The sequence below is a fragment of the Sorangium sp. So ce367 genome (assembly GCF_051520455.1).
Taxonomy (GTDB): Bacteria; Myxococcota_A; Polyangia; order Polyangiales; family Polyangiaceae; genus Sorangium; species Sorangium cellulosum_B.
In genome coordinates this window covers 7074410-7095234 of the sequence record NZ_CP150334.1, presented here as the reverse complement: position 1 = coordinate 7095234, position 20825 = coordinate 7074410, and the positions used below count along the sequence as shown (strand labels likewise).

Below are 20825 nucleotides of genomic sequence, written 5' to 3'. Positions count from 1 at the left end.
GCGCGGCCCAGCTCCAGGCGATACGTGCGCGCGATCGGGGGGGCCGCGGCGCTGCTCGTCGCGGCCGCCGGCTCCGCCGGGTGCGTGGAGCTCGGCGAGATCTCCCCGGGCGTGTGCGGCAACGGCGTCATCGAGCCGTCGCGCAACGAGGACTGCGACTGCTTCGAGGCCAGCGCGCCCTGCGAGGTGAAGACGCAGGACGCGCTGGGCGCGACCTCGACGACCTGGTGCAACCCGCGCGGAAGCGAGAACGAGTGCCGCTTCGTGTGCACCGACGTGGACCGCACGTGCCCGAGCGGGTGGGGCTGCGGGGTCGACGGCGTGTGCCGCGTCTCCACGGGCAATTTCAAGCCGCTCGGCGCCGCGCTGCCGCTCGGCGCGCAGCGGCTGATCACGGGTGATCTCGACGGCGACGGCCGCGGCGACCTCGTGGGCGTCGGCTCGACGAGCCTCGAGGCGCTCTATTTCGACGCGAACAGCACGGTGGGGACCCAGGTGTCGATCCCCTCGGCAGGGGACACGCCCGCGCTCGCGCGCCTCACCGACGACGAGACGACGGACATCGCGCTCAGCGTGGGGCCTGGCGTGGCGATCCTGAGCGGCGAGCCGGGCCGCACGTTCGCGCCGGTCCCCGTGCTCGCGTCGGTGTTTCGCCTGGGTTTGCTGCTGGGCGAGGCGTCCGAGACGACGACCCTCCGCGGCGCGCGGCTCTTGCCCGTCGGCAGCACGCGCGAGGAAGGACAGACGTGGGTCGCCCTGGTCGCCGGGACCGACACGCGCGGGGCGGCGCCGGAGGATGTCATCGCCGTCGTGCAAGGGTCGGAGAGGGGCCGGCTGTTGTTCATCGATCGGCAGCGCGGGCTGCGCGACGTCGCCGGTCCGCTCGCGAGCGCGGAGCTCGGCGGCGGCCCGCTGCACGAGGTGGTCGTCGCCCTCGCGGACGACTCGGCCGTGCACATCTACTCGCCGGACGACGGCGCGCACACCGCGGTGGAGCTCCCGGCAGGGGCGCGGATCGCGGGCGCGGCCTTCCTCCGGGACGTGAACGGCGACGAGGTCCTCGACCTGCTCGTGGGCGCCACGTGCGCGCAGCCTGACCCTCGCTTGCCCGCGGGCGCGCCTTGCTACGAGCTCGACGTCGCGGAGGGCGCAGGCGGCGGCGCGTTCGGCGGCATGGCGCCGTACGGCGATCTCTCGTACCCGGCGGGCGGCATGAGCGCCGGGCGCTTGCCCGGCTTCGGGGCCCCCGTCGCGATCGGCGATCTCAACGGCGACGGGGTGCTCGACATCGTGGATCCCGACGCCGTGAGACTCGGAAAGATCCGGCCGTCTCCTCCCTACCAGGTCGAGTTCGACCGGCTCGCGCCGGCGAACGGCCGGCGCTGGACCAGCGCGGTGATCGCGGACCTGACCGGCAACGGCGCGCCCGACGTCGTCGCCGGCTCCGCCGACGCGACGGATCTGACGTTCTTCAACGGCGTCCCCGGCGCGGAGGCCGCCGATTTCAAGCTCAATGAGCTCAAGATCCCGACGCTGGGCAACGTCTCGAGCTTCGTCGTGGGCGACTTCGACGGCGATCTCCTGCCGGACCTCTCGTTCGCCGAGAGCGCCGGCAGCTCGCTGTCGAGCGCGGAGCACCCGACGCTGGCCGTCTGCTTCGGCCGGTACATGAAGGCGCCGGAGCCGCCGGTGCGGCTCGGCGCCTTCGAGGGGCTCCTCGACATCGCGGCGGTGCGGCTCCCCGAGCCGGACGACGCCGTGGACGACATCAGCGTGCTCTTCTCGCACGGCGGCGACGTCGCGTTCAGCCTCATCGAGGGCAGCAGCTCGCGGTCGCTGCTGCCGCCGTTGCCGCTCGTCCGCTCGGACGACGTGCGGCACGCAGGCGAGCTGCGCGCCGTGAGGAGCGTCGCCGGCCGCTTCGGTGGCGATCGGGCGGAGGTCGCCTCGCTGACGATCGCTCCTCCGAGCCCTGGCTCCTCCCGGGGCTCGGCCGAGCTCTGGCTCTTGCCGGCGGTCGACTCGGGCGCCATCGCCATGGTCGACGAGGCCAAGCACCGCGTCTCGCTCCCCGCGGAGCTCGTTCCCTCCCGGGAGCCCGCGTGGGCGCTGGATGGGGTCGCCGTCGATCTCGACGGCGATGGAACCGACGAGCTCGTCCTCTCGCTGCCGATCGAGGTCGCGGCGGAGGACGCGGCAGCGGAGCCGGGGACGCCGGCCCTGGCCGGCGCGGTCACCCTCGCGCGCCGCGGCGCGAGCGCCGCCTTCGAGGCGCCGGAGGCGGCCTTCTCGCCCGCGCCTCACACGCTGTACGGGGGGCTCCGCGCCGGCGACATGGACGGCGACGGCCACGCGGACGTCGTGGGCATCGCGTACGAGCTGGCGCCAGGGACGCGAACGATCACGGCGAGCCGACTCGCCCTCTTCTGGAACACGGGCGAGGGCGCGCTCGACGCGCCGATCGAGATCGAGGTACCCGACCCCAGCCTCGAGGACGTCACCAGCGTCGACTTCGCCCGCGTCGACGACGGGAGGGGAAGGTCGCTCGTCGTGCTCACGCGCAGCGCGGCCTACGCGCTCGATGTGTGCGGCGACGGCGCGGCGGGCTGCCATGATCTCGGCCAGCACCAGCTCCGCAAGCTGGACGGCATCCCCGGCGGCTCCGCGATCGCGACGTGCGACGTCCTCGGCGATGGGGTCGACGATCTCGCGGTGCTCAGCGACGGCGCGCTCCGCGTCCACGAAGGAGTCCCGAGCCGCCGATGAAGACCTCGCTGTGCGTCGTGCTCGTGGCCTTCGCGGCGACCGCGCTCGCGCCGAGCGCGGCCTCGGCGGAGGAGGACATCGAGCAGGCGAAGGCGCTCTACAACGCCGGCGCCCAGGCCTACGCGGCGACACGGTACCGCGACGCGGTGCAGTCGTTCGAGGCGGCGTACAGGAAGGCGCCGCGCCCTGCTCTCCTGTTCTCGCTGGCCCAGGCCTACCGGCGCCTGTACGTGGTCGAGCAGAGCCCCGAGGCGCTGCGGGCCGCCATCGCGAACTACCGGCGCTACCTGGAGCAGGTCCCGCAGGGCGGGCGCCGCGCGGACGCGACCGAGGCCCTGAGCGAGCTCGGGGTGATCGCCGCGCGCCTCGAGGCGAGCGCTCCGTCGTCGCCCGCCGCGCCGGAGGCGGCGCCGCCCGACGTCAGGCCGCGGACCCGCATCAACGTCACCTCGCCGACCGCGGGCGCCCGCGTATCCATCGACGGCGGCGCGCTGGCCGACGTGCCGCTGATGGCCGAGGTGCAGCCGGGCAAGCACCGGATCAAGATCACGGCCGACGGCCACGTCGACGAGGAGCGCGAGGTGGTCGCGATCGAGGGGGACATCCTCGGGATCGACCGGGAGCTGCGCGAGCGGCCGGCGCTCCTCCAGGTGAAGGGCCCCGTCGGCGCGCAGGTCACGCTGGACGGGCGCTTCGTCGGCACGACGCCGCTGCCGCTCCTCCAGGTCGCCCCGGGCAAGCGGTTCTTCGTCGCCACGAAGAACGGCCACGGGCCGTTCTCCCGCGAGCTGTCGCTCCGCCGCGGCGAGCGCCTCGTCATCGACGTGGGCCTCACGAGCTCCTTCCAGCGGAAGATGTCCTATGGCCTCGTCGCGATGGGGGTCCTGTCCGCCGGCGTGGGCGTGCTGACGCTGGCCACGGGCCTCGAGGAAGAGGACCAGGCGCGCGAGATCGCGGAGAAGCGCGCGGCGCAGGGGATCTCGGAGAAGGAGCTGGGCGACTACCGGGCTCACCTCGACACGCGCGACGAGCTCGCGAACGCGACCGTCGGCCTGTTCGGCACGGCCGCGGCGTTCGCCCTCGGCGGCTTCGTGTTCTACGCGTTCGACACGCCGAACCCGCCGCCGCTGCCCGCGCGCACGGACCCCGCGCCCGCGCGCACGGGCGGCCCGATGCTCGAGCTCTCGGCCGCGCCGATCCTCGGGCCGGGGCTCGGCGGGGCGGGGCTCGTCGGCCGGTTCTGGTGAAGGCACCGCAGCGCCCCGGGCCGCCGAGGGCGGCCATCGGGAGCTAGCGGCGGTATCTGGGAGGAGGTCGACCCGAGTCACGCGCCGTGCGGCGCCGGGGTCGCGGGCGAGCGGGGGAGGCGTCGAACGACGCCTTCGCCCCGCGCGCCCGCCTTCGCTCGATCAGTTGGGGAACCCGTCGAACTGGCAGGTCAGGCTGCAGCCGTCGCCGCCCGTGCGGTTGCCGTCGTCGCACGCCTCGTAGGCGCTCTGCAGCTTGCCGTCGCCGCAGTACGGGCCGTAGACGCAGCCCGGCGCGCACTTGCCGTAGCCGCCGGTGTTGTTGCCGTCGCCGTCGTCGCACTGCTCCGGGCCGTTGCGGATGCCGTCGCCGCAGCGCGGGCCGAGCTGGCAGCGCGGGCCGCACTGGCCGTAGCCGCCGTCGTTCTTGCCGTCGTCGCACTGCTCGCCCGGCTGGACCACGCCGTCGCCGCACTGCCCGCCGAGGCGGCAGTTGTTGCTGCAGCCCGTGGCCTCGTTCGGGGGATCGCACTGCTCGCCCCACTCCTCGTCGACGCGGCGGTCACCGCACTTCGCCGCCGGGCTGCAGTCGGGCATGCAGCTCCCGTAGAAGCCGTCGTTCACGCCGTCGTCGCAGGTCTCGGCGCCGTTGACGCGGCCGTCGCCGCAGTACGGCCCGTACTGGCAGAGGGCATCGCACCCGTTGTATTCGCCGCTGTTCTCGCCCTCGCCGAGATCGCAATCCTCCTCCGCGGGCTGGACGATGCCGTCACCGCAGCGCGGCCCGAAGATGCACGAGGGCCCGCACTTGCCGTACTCGCCGTCGTTGATCCCGTCGTCGCACTCCTCGCCGAACTGCGGCTGGATCACCCCGTCGCCGCAGTGCGCGCCGAGCCGGCAGCTCACGCAGTTCGGGTCGGTCGCGCTGTCGCACTCCTCGCCCCAGTCCGCGTCGACGCGGTTGTCGCCGCACCTCGGCGCCGGCGTGCAGGCCGGCGCGCAGGTGCCGTAGGTGCCGTCGTTCACGCCGTCGTCGCACGCCTCGGCGCCGTTCCTGATGCCGTCGCCGCAGTACGGCCCGTAGTCGCAGGTCGCGGTGCACCCGCCGTACCCGCCGGTGTTCTGCCCGCTGCCGAGGTCGCAGTCCTCCTCGGTGGGCTGGACGATGCCGTCGCCGCAGCGCGGCCCGTGGAGGCACGCGGGGCCGCACTGGCCGTACCCGCCGTCGTTGACGCCGTCGTCGCACTCCTCGCCGAGGGCCGGCTGCGTGACCCCGTTGCCGCACTGCGCGGGGAGCCGGCAGCTCACGCAGCTCGGGTCAGCCGCGTTGTCGCACTCCTCGCCCCACTCGGCGTCGACGCGGTTGTCACCGCACCTCGGCGCCGGCGTGCAGCTCGGGTTGCAGGTGCCGTAAGCGCCGTCGTTCACGCCGTCGTCGCACCCCTCGGCGCCGTTCCTGATGCCATCGCCGCAGTACGGACCGTAGTTGCAGGAGGCGGTGCACCCGCCGTACCCGCCGGTGTTCTGCGCGCTGCCGAGGTCGCAGCGCTCTTCGTCGGGCTGGACGATGCCGTCGCCGCAGCGCGGCCCGTAGAGGCACGCGGGGCCGCACTGGCCGTACCCGCCGTCGTTGACGCCGTCGTCGCACTCCTCGCCGAGGGCCGGCTGCGTGATCCCGTTGCCGCATTGCGGGGGGAGCTGGCAGTTCAGGCAGTTCGGGTCGGCCGCGTTGTCGCACTCCTCGCCCCACTCGGCGTCGACGCGGTTGTCGCCGCACCTCGGGGCCGCCGTGCAGTTCGCGTTGCAGGTGCCGTAAGCGCCGTCGTTCTTGCCGTCGTCGCACGACTCGGCGCCGTTCCTGATGCCGTCGCCGCAGTACGGACCGTAGTTGCAGGTCGCGGTGCACCCGCCGTACCCGCCGGTGTTCTGGCCGCTGCCGAGATCGCAGCGCTCTTCCTCGGGCTGGACGATGCCGTCGCCGCAGCGCGGCCCGTAGAGGCACGAGAGCCCGCACTGGCCGTAGCCGCCGTCGTTGACGCCGTCGTCGCACTCCTCGCCGAGGTCCCGCTGCGTGGCCCCGTCGCCGCAGTGCTCGCCGCGCTGGCAGCTCACGCAGTTCGGGTCGGTCGCGCTGTCGCACTCCTCGCCCCAGTCGGCGTCGACGCGGTTGTCGCCGCACATCGCCGCCGGCGTGCAGTTCGGGTTGCAGGTGCCGTAGAAGCCGTCGTTGACGCCGTCATCGCACCCCTCGGTGCCGTTCCTCCTGCCGTCGCCGCAGTACGGCCCGATCTGGCACTCGCGCGTGCAGCCGCCGTAGCCGCTCGCCGTGTTGCCGGAGCCGAGGTCGCACGCCTCGTACGGCGCGTTGACCGCGCCGTCGCCGCACCGGGGCGGGGCCACGCACCCGGGCGCGCAGGCGTTCGAGGCGTTGGCGTACGTGCTGTTGTTGACCCCGTTGTCGCAGGTCTCCATGCCGTTCCTGACGCCGTCGCCGCAGTACGGACCGAGCTGGCAGTTGTTGCACTGGCCGTAGCCCGTCCCGTTCCTGCTGCCGTCGTCGCACTCCTCGCCCGGCGTCACGACCGGCGGGTCGACCCCGCACTGCGGCGTGCACACGGACGTGCCGGCGCTGAAGCCCGACAGCGTGAGCTGGTAGTTCGACCCGGTGACGTGGCGCTCGGCCTGGAACACCGCGATCTCGTAGACCTTGCCCGGCTCGAGGTTCAGGTCGACATCGTAGGTGGCGCCGCGGTCCGTGCAGCCGGAGTTGGCGGCGCAGGGGGTCACGCGGGCGTCGCCGTTGTCCAGGATGGTCACGCTCTCCTGGAGCTGCGCGTGAATGCTGCCGATGTCCGCGGTCAGCGTGTTCTTGATGAACACCCAGACGTCGTCGTCACCGAAGAAGGTGAGCACCGGATCGGCCGCGGCGCCGTTCGGCGTGAACTGGAACCAGTACCGGACCTCGCTCGTGAAGTAGTAGTTGTGCGAGGGGTTGCTCTGCTGCGCCCGCTCCAGCCCGGCGGAGACCAGGTTGTTGAGCGCGGGATCGGCGCCCGGCGGGTCGATGTCCACCGGCCAGAACGGGTTCCGCTGGTACACGTACCTGCCGGCCTGCGCGGTCAGCTCGATGCTGGTGACGAGCGTCCTGTTGTACGTCGGGTTGTCCCGGTACCACCACTGGAAGTTGTCCTGCCCCGTGGTCCAGCCGTTCGCGTCGCTCGGCGTGACGAAGCCGGGGCCGAACCTGCTCACGGGCTTGCCGGCGGTGTCGAGCGTCGGCTGGACGATCCTGTCGATCTGATTGCCGCTGGGGGTGATCTCGAAATCGAAGTGGCCGACGAGGTTGTCCGTCAGGTTGGCGTCGCACGCGGTGTTGCTGACGTTGCGGTTGTAGTCGCCCGGGCACCAGCCGATGAAGTCGCGGATGACCATCGGCAGCCGCATCTCGCTTGGCTGAGCGGTGCAGGTGTAGCCCGGCTCGATCGTGCACGTCGCGGAGCATCCGTCGCCGCTCACGGTGTTGCCGTCGTCGCACGCCTCGGTGGCGTCGCCGGGCAGGAGCATGCCGTCGCCGCACTTCGAGATGCACGCGCCGCGGCTGCAGTCCGGCTCGCCCTTGCAGTCCGGCGTGCAGCCGTCGCGCCAGTTGCCGTTGCCGTCGTCGCAGGCCTCGGTGCCCTCGCGGATGTTGTTGCCGCAGACGGAGAAGCCCGTGCAGTCCTGGGGCTCTTCGTTGTCGCAGACGCTCCCCGGCTCGATCCGGCAGGTCTCGTCGCAGCCGTCGTCCGAGAAGGGATTGCCGTCGTCGCACTGCTCGGCGCCGTTCTTGAACCCGTCGCCGCAGACGGTCTTGCAGGGGAACCCGACGCGCGAGCAGTCCCACCCGTCCTCGATCGTCTGGCAATCGGCGCTGCAGCCGTCGCCGCTCGCCGGGGGCTGCTTCCCGTCGTCGCACACCTCGGTGCCGCCGATCTTGCCGTCGCCGCACACGGGCGGCGGCGGCGGGGTGCAGCGCCCGCCGCCCGGCGGGCACGTCCAGCCGACCTCGATCCTGCACTGCGCGGTGCAGCCGTCGCCGCCGACAGGGTTTTCCCCGCCGCCGTCGTCGCACTGCTCGCCGAGCTGCACCGCGCCGTCGCCGCAATAGGTCCTCACGGTGCAGGGCTGGCCGGGCTTGCAGATCCAGCCCTGCTCGAGCCGGCAATCCGCCGTGCAGCCGTCGCCCGACGCGGGCGGTTTGCCGCCGTCGTCGCACTCTTCGCCGTTGTTCACCCGGCCATCGCCGCACTGGAAGACGAGGACGCAGGCCCTGCCCGGCTCGGGGCACACGTACGCCGGGTCCACCGTCTTGCAATCCGCGCTGCAGCCGTCGCCGCCCGCGGTGTTGCCGTCGTCGCAGAGCTCGCCGGGGTTCACGGCGCCATCGCCGCACCGGAACAGGAGCACGCAGGGCTGGCCCGGGGTCGGGCAGCTGTAGAAGGACTCCTGCCGGCACAGGCTCGAGCAGCCGTCGCCGCCCGCGGCGTTGCCGTCATCGCACTGCTCGCCGGTCTCCTTGAGGCCGTTGCCGCAGGCCGGCAGCCGCGTGCACGGCTGGCCCGGCAGGTTGCACTGATACCCCGGCTCGCGCATGCAGTCCGCGCTGCAGCCGTCGCCGGACGCAGGCGGGGAGTCGCCGTCCTCGCACTGCTCGCCGTCGTTCACGCGGCCGTCGCCGCACCAGTAGTTGAGGGTGCAGGGCTGACCTGGCGTGGTGCACGTGTAGATCGGGTCCACCCCGCTGCAGTCGGCGCTGCAGCCGTCGCCGCCCACGGTGTTGCCGTCGTCGCAGACCTCGCCCGGGCTGAGCACGCCGTCGCCGCACCGGATCAAGAACTCGCAGGGCTGCCCCGGGGTCCTGCAGTTGTAGAAGGCCTCCTGCCGGCACAGGCTCGAGCAGCCGTCGCCGCTCGCCGTGTTGCCGTCATCGCACTGCTCGCCGGTCTCCTTGAGGCCGTTGCCGCAGGCCGGCGGCCGGGTGCACGGCTGACCGGGGCGGCTGCACTGATACCCCTCCTCGCGCATGCAGGTGGCGCTGCAGCCGTCGCCGCTCCGGGTGTTCCCGTCCTCGCACTGCTCGCCGTCGTTCACGCGGCCGTCACCGCACCAGTAGAGGCGGGTGCAGGGCTGACCCGGCCTCGGGCACGTGTAGATCGGGTCCACCGCGCTGCAGTCGGCGCTGCAGCCGTCGCCGCCCGCCGTATTGCCGTCGTCGCAGACCTCGCCCGGGTTGATCGCGCCGTCGCCGCACCAGTAGAGGAGCGTGCAGGGCCGGCCCGGGGTCGGGCAGGTGTAGAAGGACTCCTGACGGCACAGGCTCGAGCAGCCGTCGCCGCTCGCGGTGTTGCCGTCATCGCACTGCTCGCCGCTCTCCAGGGCGCCGTTGCCGCAGACCGGCAGGCGCTCGCACGGCTGCCCGGGCTTCGAGCACACGAAGCCGGACTCGCGCATGCAGGTCGCGCTGCAGCCGTCGCCGGAGGCGGGCGGGTCGTCGCCGTCCTCGCACTGCTCGCCGTTGTTCACGCGCCCGTCGCCGCAGCGATAGAGGAGGATGCAGGGCTTCCCCGGCTCGGAGCACGCGTAAAGCGGGTCCAGCGTCTTGCAGTCGGCGCTGCAGCCGTCGCCGCCCTGGGCGTTGCCGTCGTCGCAGATCTCGCCCGGATCCACGGCGCCGTCGCCGCATCGGATCAGGAGCTCGCAGGGCTGCCCCGGCGTCGTGCAGACGTAGAAGGACTCCTGTCGGCAGAGGCTCGAGCAGCCGTCGCCGCTCGCGGCGTTGCCGTCGTCGCAGAGCTCGCCGGCCTCCTTGACCCCGTTGCCGCAGACCGGCAGGCGCTCGCACGCCTGCCCGGGCTTCGGGCACACGAAGCCCGCCTCCCGCTTGCAGTCCGCGCCGCAGCCGTCGCCGGGCGTCTCGTTGAGGTCGTCGCACTCCTCGGAGCCGTTCACGCGGCCATCGCCGCAGTCGTAGAGCAGCTTGCACGGCTCGCCCGGCCTCGGACAGACGTACGAGGGATCGACGAAGATGCAGTCTGCGCTGCAGCCGTCGCCGTCCGCGGTGTTGCCGTCGTCGCAGAACTCGCCCGGATCGACAACGCCATCGCCGCACGCGATGGTCAGCACGCACGGCTCGCCGGGCGTCGGACATGCACAGTAAGGCTCGATCTCGCACAGACCGGAACAGCAATCGCCGGGCAGGCTGTTGCCGTCGTCGCACGCCTCGCTGGCCTGGTTGATCTCGCCGTCGCCGCAGGCGGGCTCCTGGGGCAAGAGGCACTCGGGGGGCGGGTCGTCGACGGCGCAGGGATCGGGCCCGCCGCCGCTTCCGCCGCCGCCGGAGGCGACGCCCGAGCCGAAGTCACTGCCACCGCCGCCGTCGCCGGAGCCGCTGGAGGTCACGCTCCCCGCGCCGCCCACGCCAGGATCGCCCGTGGTGGAGGGCGCGCCCCCTCCACAGGCGGCGAGTATTTGCAGCAATCCCACGGCCAAAGCCAGATAAGACGTTCTCAACCTCACGACACACCTCGACGAACACGAGCGGCTGCGCTCGGGCAGGACCAGGACGAACACGAGCGGCTGCGCTCGGGCAGAAAGGCCGACGACCCGTCTCCAAGGGTAGCCCGGCCGCCCTTCGCACCCCTAGACGAAAATCACCTCATCCTGCGCCACTCAGCCACACCCGCAGGAGCGCCCGTTCGCAGCGGAGTCCGCGGAGCATCGCTGACGAATGACGCGCGTTGCGCGGCGCAGCGACGGATGGACACGGTGTTTCATTTCAGCTGCCGGTGCACAGCCGCGCGAGCCAGGCTGGCAGCCCGGTTCGGTCTTGACAATCGCGCTATGACGGGAGCTCGGAGATGGTTTGTGTCCCAAGGAGGCGCGGAGACCTCCGCGCCCCGCGGATCCCGGCCGCCGCGCGCTATCCGCCGGCTCGCCTGAGCACGCCGCCGAGGCCCATCCACTCGATGTACGCCCGCTGCACGTCCTCGGTCCTGCGGTTGATCTCCTCCGCGGCGCCGTTGCCCAGCGGGTCGAGCACGGTGCGCAGCGGCCGCTCCCCGGCCGGCAGCTCCGTGAGCTTCAGGATCGCGTCCGCGACCTGCTGCGGGTCCGGCGGACCCTGGCGCTTCATCGTCTCGATCACCGGCTTCCACAGCTCCGCGGCGAGCGCGAAGAGGGCGCCATACTCCGCCGCTCGGGCCTCGTCGGCCTGCATCGCGTTGGCCATCACGCCGGTCGTCGGGAACGCGCCCGGCTCGACGATGGCGACGTCGATCCCGAGCGGCGCGAGCTCGTAACTTGCGCACTCGGCCATCGCCTCCAGCGCGAACTTGCTCGCGCTGTAATGGCCGAAGAGCGGCGTCGCGACCCGCCCGACGGCGCTGCTCACGTGGACGAGGAGGCCGCTCTTCTGCCGCCGCATCGCGGGCAGCACGGCGCGGTTGACGCGCACGGCGCCGAGGTAGTTCACCTGGAACATCGCCTCGGCCTGCGCCACGGTGAACGCCTCGATCGGCCCCTGCGACAGGACGCCCGCGTTGTTGATCAACACGTCGACGCCGCCCGCCTCGTCGAGCGCGCGCGCCACGCCCGCGTCGACCGAGGCGTCGCTCGTCACGTCGAGCTCGATCACGCGGAGCGCGAGCCCCTCGCGCGCGGCGAGCTCCGCGAGCTCGGACGCCGGCCCCGCGTTCTTCGACGCGATCGCGCGCATCCCGGCGAAGACGCGGTGTCCCGCGCGGGCGAGGGTGACGGCGGTCGCGCGGCCGAAGCCGCTGCTGGATCCTGTGATGAGGGAACGGAGCTCTCGGGTCATTCTCTCGCTCGCTTTCGAAAGGGGGAGCAAGGAGCGTATCCCGCTGGATCCCCCCGTGGAACCGGAGAACGGCGATCGTCGGGGTGCGCGGGACAATTTGCCACGCCCTCCTCTGGGTATCGTCGCGACAGGATCGATTTCAACGTGAATTGCAGCGGTCGAATCGCAGGCTCGCGCGTGCGCGCGCCGAGATAGTTCCATCGGTCCTGGAGCGGCCGACTCGGCGGATGGCCGGGCGGCGCGATCCACCGACGGATTGCCTGCCTTGACCCCTTTGGGTTGAACCGTATAGTCAGCCAGACGGTCGGGCTGCCCACAAATCGTGTCTGCCGGACCGTCGAGCACACGACCGCCGCCCCGCGCGGGTCGCGGACGTGTGCGCCGTGGTTGCATCGTCCACCATCACATCATCGGAGGTTCGAATGGAACACCTGATTCGGCAGATCGCCCAGGATCGTCTCTGGAAGCAGTGGATCGCGGCCAACACGTCCAGCGCGCCGACGCTCGACGCCGGCTGCATCTCCCGGAAGGAGGGCTGTATCTCGAAGAAGGCCGGCTGCATCTCGCGGAAGGCCGGCTGCATCTCGAAGAAGGCCGGCTGTATCTCGAAGAAGGCCGGTTGTATCTCGAAGAAGGCCGGCTGCATCAGCTGACGGAGCCGCCGGGGCCGCGAGCGAGGCGGCAGGACCATGTGCATCTTGCCGTGGTCTTCTGCCTCGCTCGCGCGCGCCCGGACCGATGGGGGCCGCGCTTCTCGATGGCTGTTCAACCTTTTTCCTGGAGTCGACCGATGGACGCCCACGGACCGACGCTCGCGGCGATGATCGATCAGGTCAGGGACATCCCTATCTACCGACGGTCGATCGAGAAGGGCTCTTTCCCGATCCTGGACAAGCCGGAGATCGCAAGAGGCTTTCCGGACAACTGGATGACCCCGAGGCTCGCCGAGGCGCTGAAGGTCGGCGAGGCGGAGCTCGTGCTCTCGACCGGGACCAACCACGCGCGGATGCAGATCATCCGCCCGCCTTTCTTCCTTCTGAAGTCGTACTACCGCCTGTGGAGCGAGCACCCCGACATCGCGGTCACCTGGCATGAGGGCTGCCAGCGCGTCTCGATCACCACGGTGCTGGCGACCGAGCACGTGGCGCGGCTCGCCGCGAGGCGGCGTGGCGCCGAGGCGCCGGCGCTCCCCGGCCTCGAGGATCGCCGGCTCGACGAGCGGACGCTCTATATCAACCTGCGGCTCGATCCGGCGCTCTGGGATCGCGGCGACGTCGAGCGCATGCTCGGCGAGATGAGCGCCGTCCGAGACGCGCATCCGCGAGGCCTTTACCACCTCGACTGCGATGGCTACCACCTGGCTCACCTGGTGAAGAAGGCCATGGACATCGGAGCGTGGGCGCGCTTTCCGAGGCCGGCCAGCGTCGTTCACGCCTACGAGCTCACGCCGAGGAACGTGCGGCGGTTCCTGGCGGAGCACGTCGAGTGCCCGATCGTCGACCTGTTCGGCAGCACCGAGCTCGGATATCTGTATTACAGCGATCGTCACGGCTGCTACTGGCCTTACCTGGACCAGATGCACCTGGAGCTGATCCCTGTCGAGGAGGGCAGCGCGATCTACAGCCTCATCGTCTCGAGCGTGCGCAACCCCTGCATGCCGCTCATCCGCTATCGCTCGGGCGACTGCGCCGAGACGGTCGACGGCTCCCCCGATCCGCTGCGGATCCGCCGGTTCTGCGGGCGCGAGCGGGAGCTCCTCTGGGCCGAGAAGCGGGGCCCGATCTCGCAGGCCGATCTCGATGACTGGATCGCCGTCTCCGCGCCGTCCGTCTTCGTCTATCAGCTCCACACGGAGGGGCGGCGGGGCCGATTGCTCTATACCACCTTCGACGACGCGCCCGTCGGCCCGGCCGCGGCGCGCGCGCTGCGAGAGCGGATCTGGGAGGGCGCCGGCCTCGACTGCGTCCTCGAGCACCGCGCCCAACTCGCGATCGGCAAGTCCGGGAAGTACGCATGGCTGGTGCAGGGCGGCGAGGCCGCGGAGCGAGGTGGCTCGTGACGATGGAACGACCCAGGGTGACGGCCGCCGCGCTGAAGGCGCGGCTCGACGGCGCATTCTTCTCCGGCGTGGTGCGCCATTTCGTGCGGACCACCGGCGAGGAGCCCGCCTATGTCGAGCGTCAGGTGCTCGAATGCCTGCGGTACCTCTACCTGATATCGCGCTATCCGGAGCCGCTTGCGGGGCTGTTCCTGCCCGTGGAGCAGGCGATCGACGAGGTCTGGCATTACCTGATCTTGCAGACGCGGGAGTACCGCGAGCTGTGCGAGGAGCGCCTCCCGGGCCGCTTCTTCATCCATCACCGCAGCCTGCCCTACGAGGATTATCAGGAGGGGCAGGTCAGCCGGGAGCAGGCGATCGAGGAGGCGCTGCGCTGGCTGCCGCTCTACCGCGACGAGTTCGGCCCCTTCGACGAGGGCGCGCTGCCTCACTGGACGATGGTGCGCTTCCTCCACGAGCGCCTGGGCCTCTCCCTCGAGGCGATCGCCGCGCTCGACGCGGGGAACGGGGCCGCCCTGCCAGGCGTGGAGCGCGACCGTTGAGCCGTCAGGCTGTCGTCACTGCGCCCGTGCCCGCGCCCGCGCCCGCCACGTCCGTCAACACGCTGGTCCTGCTGCTTTGCCAGGTCCTGGGGATCGCTTCCGTGGTGTCGGTCCAGTTCGCCGGCAGCGTGGTGGGTGAGCGGCTCGCGCGGGACATGCGGCTCGCGACGGTCCCGGTGGCCGTGCTCGTGCTGTCCTCGGCCCTGGGCACCTGGCCGGCCAGCCAGCTGATGCGCCGTTTCGGGCGCAAGCCCTGCTTCATCGCCGCGGCGCTCCTGTCCGCCGGCTGCCTCGCGCTCGCGGCGCGCGCGGTGGACCGCTCCGATCTCCCGCTGTTCTGCGCGGCGGTCTCCGGCGTCGGCCTGCATGGCGCCTTCGTGCAGCAATATCGTTTCGCGATCCTCGAAGGGCAGGAGAGCCACCGGGCGCCGCGCCTCTTGACGATGATCCAGCTCGCCAGCGCGCTCGGCATCGTCCCTGGCATCTCGCTCTTCGGCCTGCTCGAAGGACGGACGTCGAGCGAGCTGCCCTCTGCCCTGCTCGTCCTCTCGGCGCTCCAGGTCGTCGCGGCGCTCGCGTTCGTGTCGTACCGGCCGCACGAAGCGCGGGTCGCGGAGGCCCCCGCCGCGCACGACGCGGGGGCTCGCGCGCTGTACTGGCCCATGGTGGCGATGGGCGCCGGCGCATTCCTCGTGATGAGCCTCATCATGGTGCCGACGCCGCTCCAGATGTGCGGCGTCGAGCAGAGCTCGATCCGGCAGGCGGGCTGGGTGATCGAGGTGCACCTCCTGAGCATGTACCTGCCTTCGCTCTCGGTCGGCGCTCTCCTGAAGCGGATGTCGATCGCGGCGCTCCAGGGGCTCGGGCTGCTGTTCTTGCTCGCGGGGTTCGTGATCAGCCTGGCTCCAGGGTTCGAAGGGCACCTGGTCGGGCTCTCGCTGGTCGGGGTCGGGTGGTGTTATGTGTTCGTGACCGCGACGACCCTTGTCGCGCGCAGCCGGCCCGGCCCCGAGCGTTTCCGGGCGCAGGGCGTCAATGATCTGTGCGTGTTCGCCGCCAGCGGCGCGGCGTCGCTCGCGTCCGGCGCGCTCCTGTCGGCGCTGGGGTGGAGCGGCCTCGTGCACCTCGGGGGGGGGCTGGTCCTGAGCTTGATGGCGCTCGCCCTTCGCGTCCACCGCGCCCCACGCCCGGCGCCGGCGCAGGGCGGCGCGCGTCTCTGAAGCGATCGCGCGGGGCCTCGATCGGCCTCCCGCGCACCCATGTCCGGAGAGGGAGGCGAACATCATGTCTGACGTGCAGCCGAATCGTTCAGGGGACAGCCCCGCGCCGCAGGGCCGCGTCGACGCCGTCGTCGTCGGCGCCGGGTTCGCGGGTCTGTACATGCTCTACCGCCTGCGCCGGCTCGGCCTCTCGGTCCGCGTCTACGAGGCGGGCGGAGGGGTGGGCGGCACCTGGTACTGGAACCGCTACCCCGGCGCGCGCTGCGACATCGCGAGCATGGACTACTCCTATTCGTTCTCTCCCGAGCTCCAGCAGGAATGGACGTGGACCGAGCGATACGCCACGCAGCCGGAGATCCTGCGTTATCTCGAGCACGTCGCGGACAGGTTCGAGCTCCGCGCGCACATCCGGCTCCGGACGCGGGTGACCGCGGCCGCCTTCGACGAGGCGACGGATCGGTGGGTGATCCGGACCGACGACGGCGCCAGCGTGTCCGCCCGGTTCTTGATCATGGCGACAGGCTGCCTGTCCGCCGCGAAGGTGCCCGACATCGAGGGGATCGAGGCGTTCCGTGGCGAGCGATACCACACGAGCCACTGGCCGCACGGCGGCGTCGACTTCACCGGCAAGCGCGTCGGCGTCATCGGCACGGGCTCGTCCGGCGTCCAGGTCATCCCCGCCATCGCCGAGCAGGCGGCGCGACTCTTCGTCTTCCAGCGGACCCCGTGCTTCAGCGTGCCAGCGCGCAACGCGCCCCTGGAGGCGGCCTATGAATCGTGGATGAAGGCGAACTACGCGGAGCACCGGCAGAGGGCCCGCGAGACGCGCGCCGGGGTCATCATGGACGTCGACCCGCGCTCCGCGCTGGAGGTGCCGCCCGAGGAGCGGGAGCGCGCGTATCAGGCTCGCTGGGAGCAGGGCGGCACCGGCTTCCTCGCCACGTTCTCGGACGTGATGCGGTCCCGGGAAGCCAACGAGACCGCCGCCGAGTTCGTCCGATCCCGGATCCGCGCGACGGTCCGCGACCCTGCCGTCGCCGAGGCGCTGTCGCCGAGGGGGTATCCGCTGGGGACCCGGCGGCTCTGCGTCGACACAGGCTATTACGAGACCTTCAACCGGGAGAACGTCACGCTGGTCGACGTCAGGGCGTCGCCTATCGAGGAGATCACGAAGACGGGGCTCCGGACGCGGAGCGCGGAGTACACGCTCGACAGCCTCGTGTTCGCCACGGGCTTCGATGCCATGACGGGCGCCTTGACCAGGATCGAGCTCCGCGGGAGGGGCGGCGAGCCGCTCACGGCGAGGTGGGCCGACGGCCCGCGCACCTACCTCGGCGTCGCCATCGCGGGCTTCCCGAACCTGTTCACGATCACCGGGCCGGGGAGCCCGTCCGTGTTCAGCAATGCGATCGTCTCCATCGAGCAGCACGTGGAATGGATCGCGGACTGCATCGCGTACCTGCGAGAGCGGGGCTTCGCGTGCATCGAGGCCACCGCCGAGGCGGAGGACGCGTGGGTCGCGCACGCCAGCGAGGTGGCCGGCGGCACGCTGTATCCGCTGGCCAGCTCCTGGTACGTCGGGGCGAACATCCCTGGCAAGCCGCGCGTCCTCATGCCCTATGCCGGGGGCGTCGGCGCCTACAGAAAGCGGTGCGAGGCGGTCGCGGCTCAGGGATACGAGGGGTTCTCCCTGTCGAGAGCAGGGTAGCCGCGTCCAGCCGGGGTGGGCCCTCGTGATGGGCGCGATCGGCGCGGAGGCCGAGCACGGCGGCCCCCGCTCGCCCAGCGCCCGATGGGCGCGGCTCGCTGGCTCGAAGGGAGACGCGCGAGGGGGCCATCTGCAGCGCACGGCCGTCGGCTGCCCATCGCCTGGCAACTGTGGTAGCTGACCGCCGTGAACGCCACACACGAACCGTCGTACCTGGTCCCGGAGGCCGTCGCCGCCTTCGACGAGGGAGCGCGGCAGGCGGTCTACGACGTCATCGCTCTGCGGCGGGACGTGCGGCATTTCGAGCCGGGGCGCGCGCTCGACCGGGCTGTCCTGCGGCGCATCCTCGAGGCCGCCCACCTGGCGCCCAGCGTGGGATTCTCCCAGCCCTGGGGCTTCGTCATGGTGCGTGACGAGGCGCAGCGCGCGCGGATCCGCGAGAGCTTCCTTCGCTGCCGTCAGGCGGAGGCTGCCCGTTTTCCGGAGGGCCGGCGCGAGCAGTACCTCTCCTATCGCCTCGAGGGGATCCTCGAGGCGTCGCTCAACGTGTGCGTCGCTGTCGATCTGAGGCCGCGCGGGGAGGCGATCCTGGGCACCATCGTCCAGCCCCAGGCGGTGCGCGCGAGCGCGTGCTGCGCGGTGCAGAACCTCTGGCTCGCCGCGCGCGCCGAGGGCGTCGGCGTCGGCTGGGTCAGCATCGTGGAGCCCGCCGTCCTCCGCGACGAGCTGCGCCTCCCGCCGGGCGTGGAGCCGATAGCGTATCTCTGTCTGGGCCACCCCGTCGCGTTCCGGCGGCGACCGATGCTGGAAGAGAGCGGCTGGCGAGAGCGGCGCGCGGTCGATGAGGTCGTCCACGAACATGGCATCTGGCAAGACCGCGACGGCGCCAGCGCGCCCGCGGCGGGCCGGTCGAGCGAGCCGCCGCGCTCATCGCTCCGCACGACGGCGATCTCACCGCTCGACGCCGCCGCCATGGAGGCCTCCCGTGCGCACCAGGCCACGCTTGGCCTGCCGGCGGGCAGCCTGGGGCGGCTCGGGCAGCTCGCGGCGTGGTGGGCCGGCGTGCGCAGCGATCTCCTGCTATCGCCGCCCGCGCCGGGGCTGGCCGTGTTCTGCGCGGACCACGGCGTCGTCGCGGAGGGCGTGAGCGCTCACCCCTCGTCGGCGACGACGGCGAGGCTCGCGAACGTGATGGCCGGGGGCGCGGCGGTCTCGGCGCTTGCGGCGCGCCACGGCGTGCGGCTGGTCGCGGTCGACGTCGGCCTGGCGGGCGATCTCTCGGCGCTGCCCTGCGCGCCTGTCGTCCCGCTGGCGCCGCGGGTGGTGCGGCGTGGCACCGGCAACCTGCGGCGCGAGCCGGCGATGACGCGCGACGAGGCGGCGTGCGCGATGGAGGCGGGCGCCGAGACCGCCCGCGCGCTCGCCGCGGAGGGCGTCACGCTCGCGGGCGCCGGCGACATCGGCGTCGGCAACACGACCGCGGCGACAGCCGTCCTGTGCGCCCTCACGGGCGCGCCGCCGGCGAGCCTCGCGGGACCGGGCGCCGGCCTCGACGCGGAGGGCGTCGCGCGCAAGGCCAACGTCGTCGCCGACGCGCTCGCGCTTCACGTGCCCGATCCCACCGACCCTCTCGATGTGCTGGCGAAGGTCGGCGGGCTGGAGATCGCCGCGATGGCCGGCTTCGCGCTCGAGGCCGCGCGGCTGCGCATGGGCGTCGTCGTCGACGGGCTGACGGCGTGCACCGCGGCCCTCTGCGCCGTCAGGATGGCCCCGGCGCTCCGCCCATGGCTCCTCGCCGCGCACCGCTCGGCCGAGCCGGCGGCGGCCCTCGCGCTCACCGAGCTCGGTCTCGATCCGCTCTTCGACCTGGGCCTGGGGGTGGGCGAGGGGATCGGCGCCGTGCTCGGGCTGCACCTCGTCGGCACCTGCGTCTCGACGCTGAGCGGGCTCGACCCTCGTCGCGAGCCCGCGGGCGGCTCCGGCGCTCACGGGGTCGTCGCTTCAGGCTCCGTCTCCGGCGCCGGCTCCTTGTAGAACGCCACGTCGTCGATCCACACGCTGAATGCACGGCTCGCCGAGAAGCGAAACTGGATGGCCCAGATCTTCGTCAGGTCGATCGCCTCGAACTGCTGGCCCCAGCTGGACTGCGCGAGGGCGGAGAAGGGCACCTTGAACTGATTCCAGCAATTCTTCAGCGTGACGACCCTGGTGAAATGGTCGTCGCACCCGCCCCCTTCGGTGGTGCAGATGCCGCCCTTGCTCCAGGTCTGCACGTCGGCGACGTCAACGGTCACCTTCGTCGAGGCGGGGCCATCCGCATAGGCAAAGAAGGTGATGCCGCTGTACGCGGAGGCGTCGTAGAGGCCCTGATTGGACGCCGAAGTGCTGTTCAATTGGAAGCCGAACAGGGCACCCCACTTCGCAAACAGGTCATCGCCCTCGACGTGCACTGCCAACGTGCTGTCGCCGCGCGGCGGCTCGAGGAGGCTCATCGTGAACGGCTCACCCACGTCGGGCGTTTGCGTACCCTCGCCATCGTTCCCCACGTACCAGGCCCCTTGCCGGGGGTTCGTTTCATCCACCACTTTGATGATGGTGTCGTTGTCATCTTCCATGTCGTCGATCATCGACAGTTCCAGGGTGGGGTCGCCCATCGGCGGCTCCGGGCATCCTGCCCCCTCTCCGCCACCTCCCGCGTCCCCGCCGGCGCCGCCTTCGCCGCCAGCGCCCCCGCCTCCCGCGCTCGTGCCGCTGGTGCTGCTGGTCGTACCGCCCTCGCCGCCGGCGCCCCCGCCTCCCGTGTTCCCGCCTTCGCCGCCTTCGCCGCCAGCGCCCCCGCCTCCGGTGTTGCCCTGCGCGACCTCGTACAACTTATCGAAGCCGAAGATCTGGGCACATCCAACCCCGAGCACCGCAATGAGGCACCCGCTGGTCCACCGCGCAAAAGCCAGCTTGCTGTTCATGGTCATGGAAGGGATCTCCGAGAAGCTTCAGCCAATCACGATAGGACGCTGCGTCCCAGAATGGAAGCGCGTCGGTCGCGACGCGAGCCGCCGCGGCGCGGGCGCGAGACAACGGTTTTCGGCCCCTCGCCGGCCCAGCGCTGCTCAGCCTGTCGAATCAAGGCAGCTCGGCTGAGCGTGCGCGGGGCGACCGTTCCCTACATGAACTGTCGGCGTGAGGAAGCCTCCGCCATCGCCTGTTGGCGACTCGGTAGCTCTCGCGAGCTCCGAGGCGACAGCCCTGTCGCGTCGACCGTCTCACGGCGCTGCGGGAGCGCCCTTCCCCGATCGCGCGGTGGCGAGGTGGCGGTCGACCAGGGCGACGAGCTCGGCGCGATAGAACGGCTTCGAGAGGCAATCCGCGGCTCCGCGATTCACGGCGTCGACGGCCCCCTTCACGGTGGCGTGGCGCGCCATGAGCACGAG

At 71.9% G+C, this 20825-nt stretch carries 12 protein-coding genes; 8 read left to right on the top strand and 4 right to left on the bottom strand.

Features of this window, described 5'->3' with window-relative positions; genetic code table 11:
• Positions 1–24 precede the first annotated feature (24 nt).
• Positions 25–2766 (top strand): FG-GAP repeat domain-containing protein, encoded by a 2742-nt coding sequence (locus WME97_RS26890; protein ID WP_437541342.1) that lies wholly within the window; start codon positions 25–27, stop codon positions 2764–2766.
• Positions 2763–4013 carry a PEGA domain-containing protein gene (locus tag WME97_RS26885; RefSeq protein WP_437541340.1) on the top strand — a complete coding sequence of 417 codons (1251 nt, stop codon included), beginning with the start codon at positions 2763–2765 and terminating at the stop codon, positions 4011–4013. Before WME97_RS26890 ends, WME97_RS26885 begins: the two co-directional genes overlap by 4 nt.
• 162 nt (positions 4014–4175) lie before the next feature.
• On the opposite strand, the gene WME97_RS26880 is transcribed toward WME97_RS26885, so the two are convergent.
• Both WME97_RS26880 and WME97_RS26875 read right to left on the bottom strand, forming a co-directional pair.
• Positions 4176–10529: a DUF4215 domain-containing protein gene (locus WME97_RS26880; protein WP_437555506.1), complete on the bottom strand. Its 6354-nt coding sequence runs from the start codon at positions 10527–10529 to the stop codon at positions 4176–4178.
• 442 nt (positions 10530–10971) lie between these two features.
• Complete coding sequence (locus WME97_RS26875; protein ID WP_437541338.1) at positions 10972–11868, bottom strand: SDR family oxidoreductase; 897 nt, start codon at positions 11866–11868, stop codon at positions 10972–10974.
• Positions 11869–12290: 422 nt separating this feature from the next.
• Between WME97_RS26875 and WME97_RS26870 the strand changes: the two genes are divergently transcribed.
• From WME97_RS26870 to cobT, 6 genes are all read left to right on the top strand, one after another.
• Positions 12291–12521: a hypothetical protein gene (locus WME97_RS26870; protein ID WP_437541335.1), complete on the top strand. Its 231-nt coding sequence runs from the start codon at positions 12291–12293 to the stop codon at positions 12519–12521.
• Positions 12522–12658: 137 nt separating this feature from the next.
• Complete coding sequence (locus WME97_RS26865; protein WP_437541333.1) at positions 12659–13927, top strand: hypothetical protein; 1269 nt, start codon at positions 12659–12661, stop codon at positions 13925–13927.
• A 2-nt stretch (positions 13928–13929) separates the two neighbouring features.
• Positions 13930–14469: a glycine-rich domain-containing protein gene (locus WME97_RS26860; protein WP_437541331.1), complete on the top strand. Its 540-nt coding sequence runs from the start codon at positions 13930–13932 to the stop codon at positions 14467–14469.
• Positions 14466–15689, top strand: a complete 1224-nt coding sequence (locus tag WME97_RS26855) for an MFS transporter (protein WP_437541329.1) — start codon at positions 14466–14468, stop codon at positions 15687–15689. Before WME97_RS26860 ends, WME97_RS26855 begins: the two co-directional genes overlap by 4 nt.
• Positions 15690–15753: 64 nt before the next feature.
• Positions 15754–17397, top strand: coding sequence for a flavin-containing monooxygenase (locus tag WME97_RS26850; RefSeq protein WP_437541327.1), 1644 nt, complete (start codon positions 15754–15756; stop codon positions 17395–17397).
• Positions 17398–17583: 186 nt separating this feature from the next.
• Positions 17584–19431, top strand: a complete 1848-nt coding sequence (cobT, locus tag WME97_RS26845; RefSeq protein WP_437541325.1) for a nicotinate-nucleotide--dimethylbenzimidazole phosphoribosyltransferase — start codon at positions 17584–17586, stop codon at positions 19429–19431.
• Here the strand turns inward: cobT and WME97_RS26840 are convergent.
• Together WME97_RS26840 and WME97_RS26835 are read right to left on the bottom strand one after the other, a co-directional pair.
• On the bottom strand, positions 19383–20360 hold the full coding sequence (locus WME97_RS26840) for a hypothetical protein (protein WP_437541323.1): 978 nt from the start codon (positions 20358–20360) through the stop codon (positions 19383–19385). The two genes, cobT and WME97_RS26840, sit on opposite strands and share 49 nt — an antisense overlap.
• 297 nt (positions 20361–20657) lie before the next feature.
• Positions 20658–20822, bottom strand: coding sequence for a hypothetical protein (locus WME97_RS26835; protein WP_437541320.1), 165 nt, complete (start codon positions 20820–20822; stop codon positions 20658–20660).
• Positions 20823–20825 lie beyond the last annotated feature (3 nt).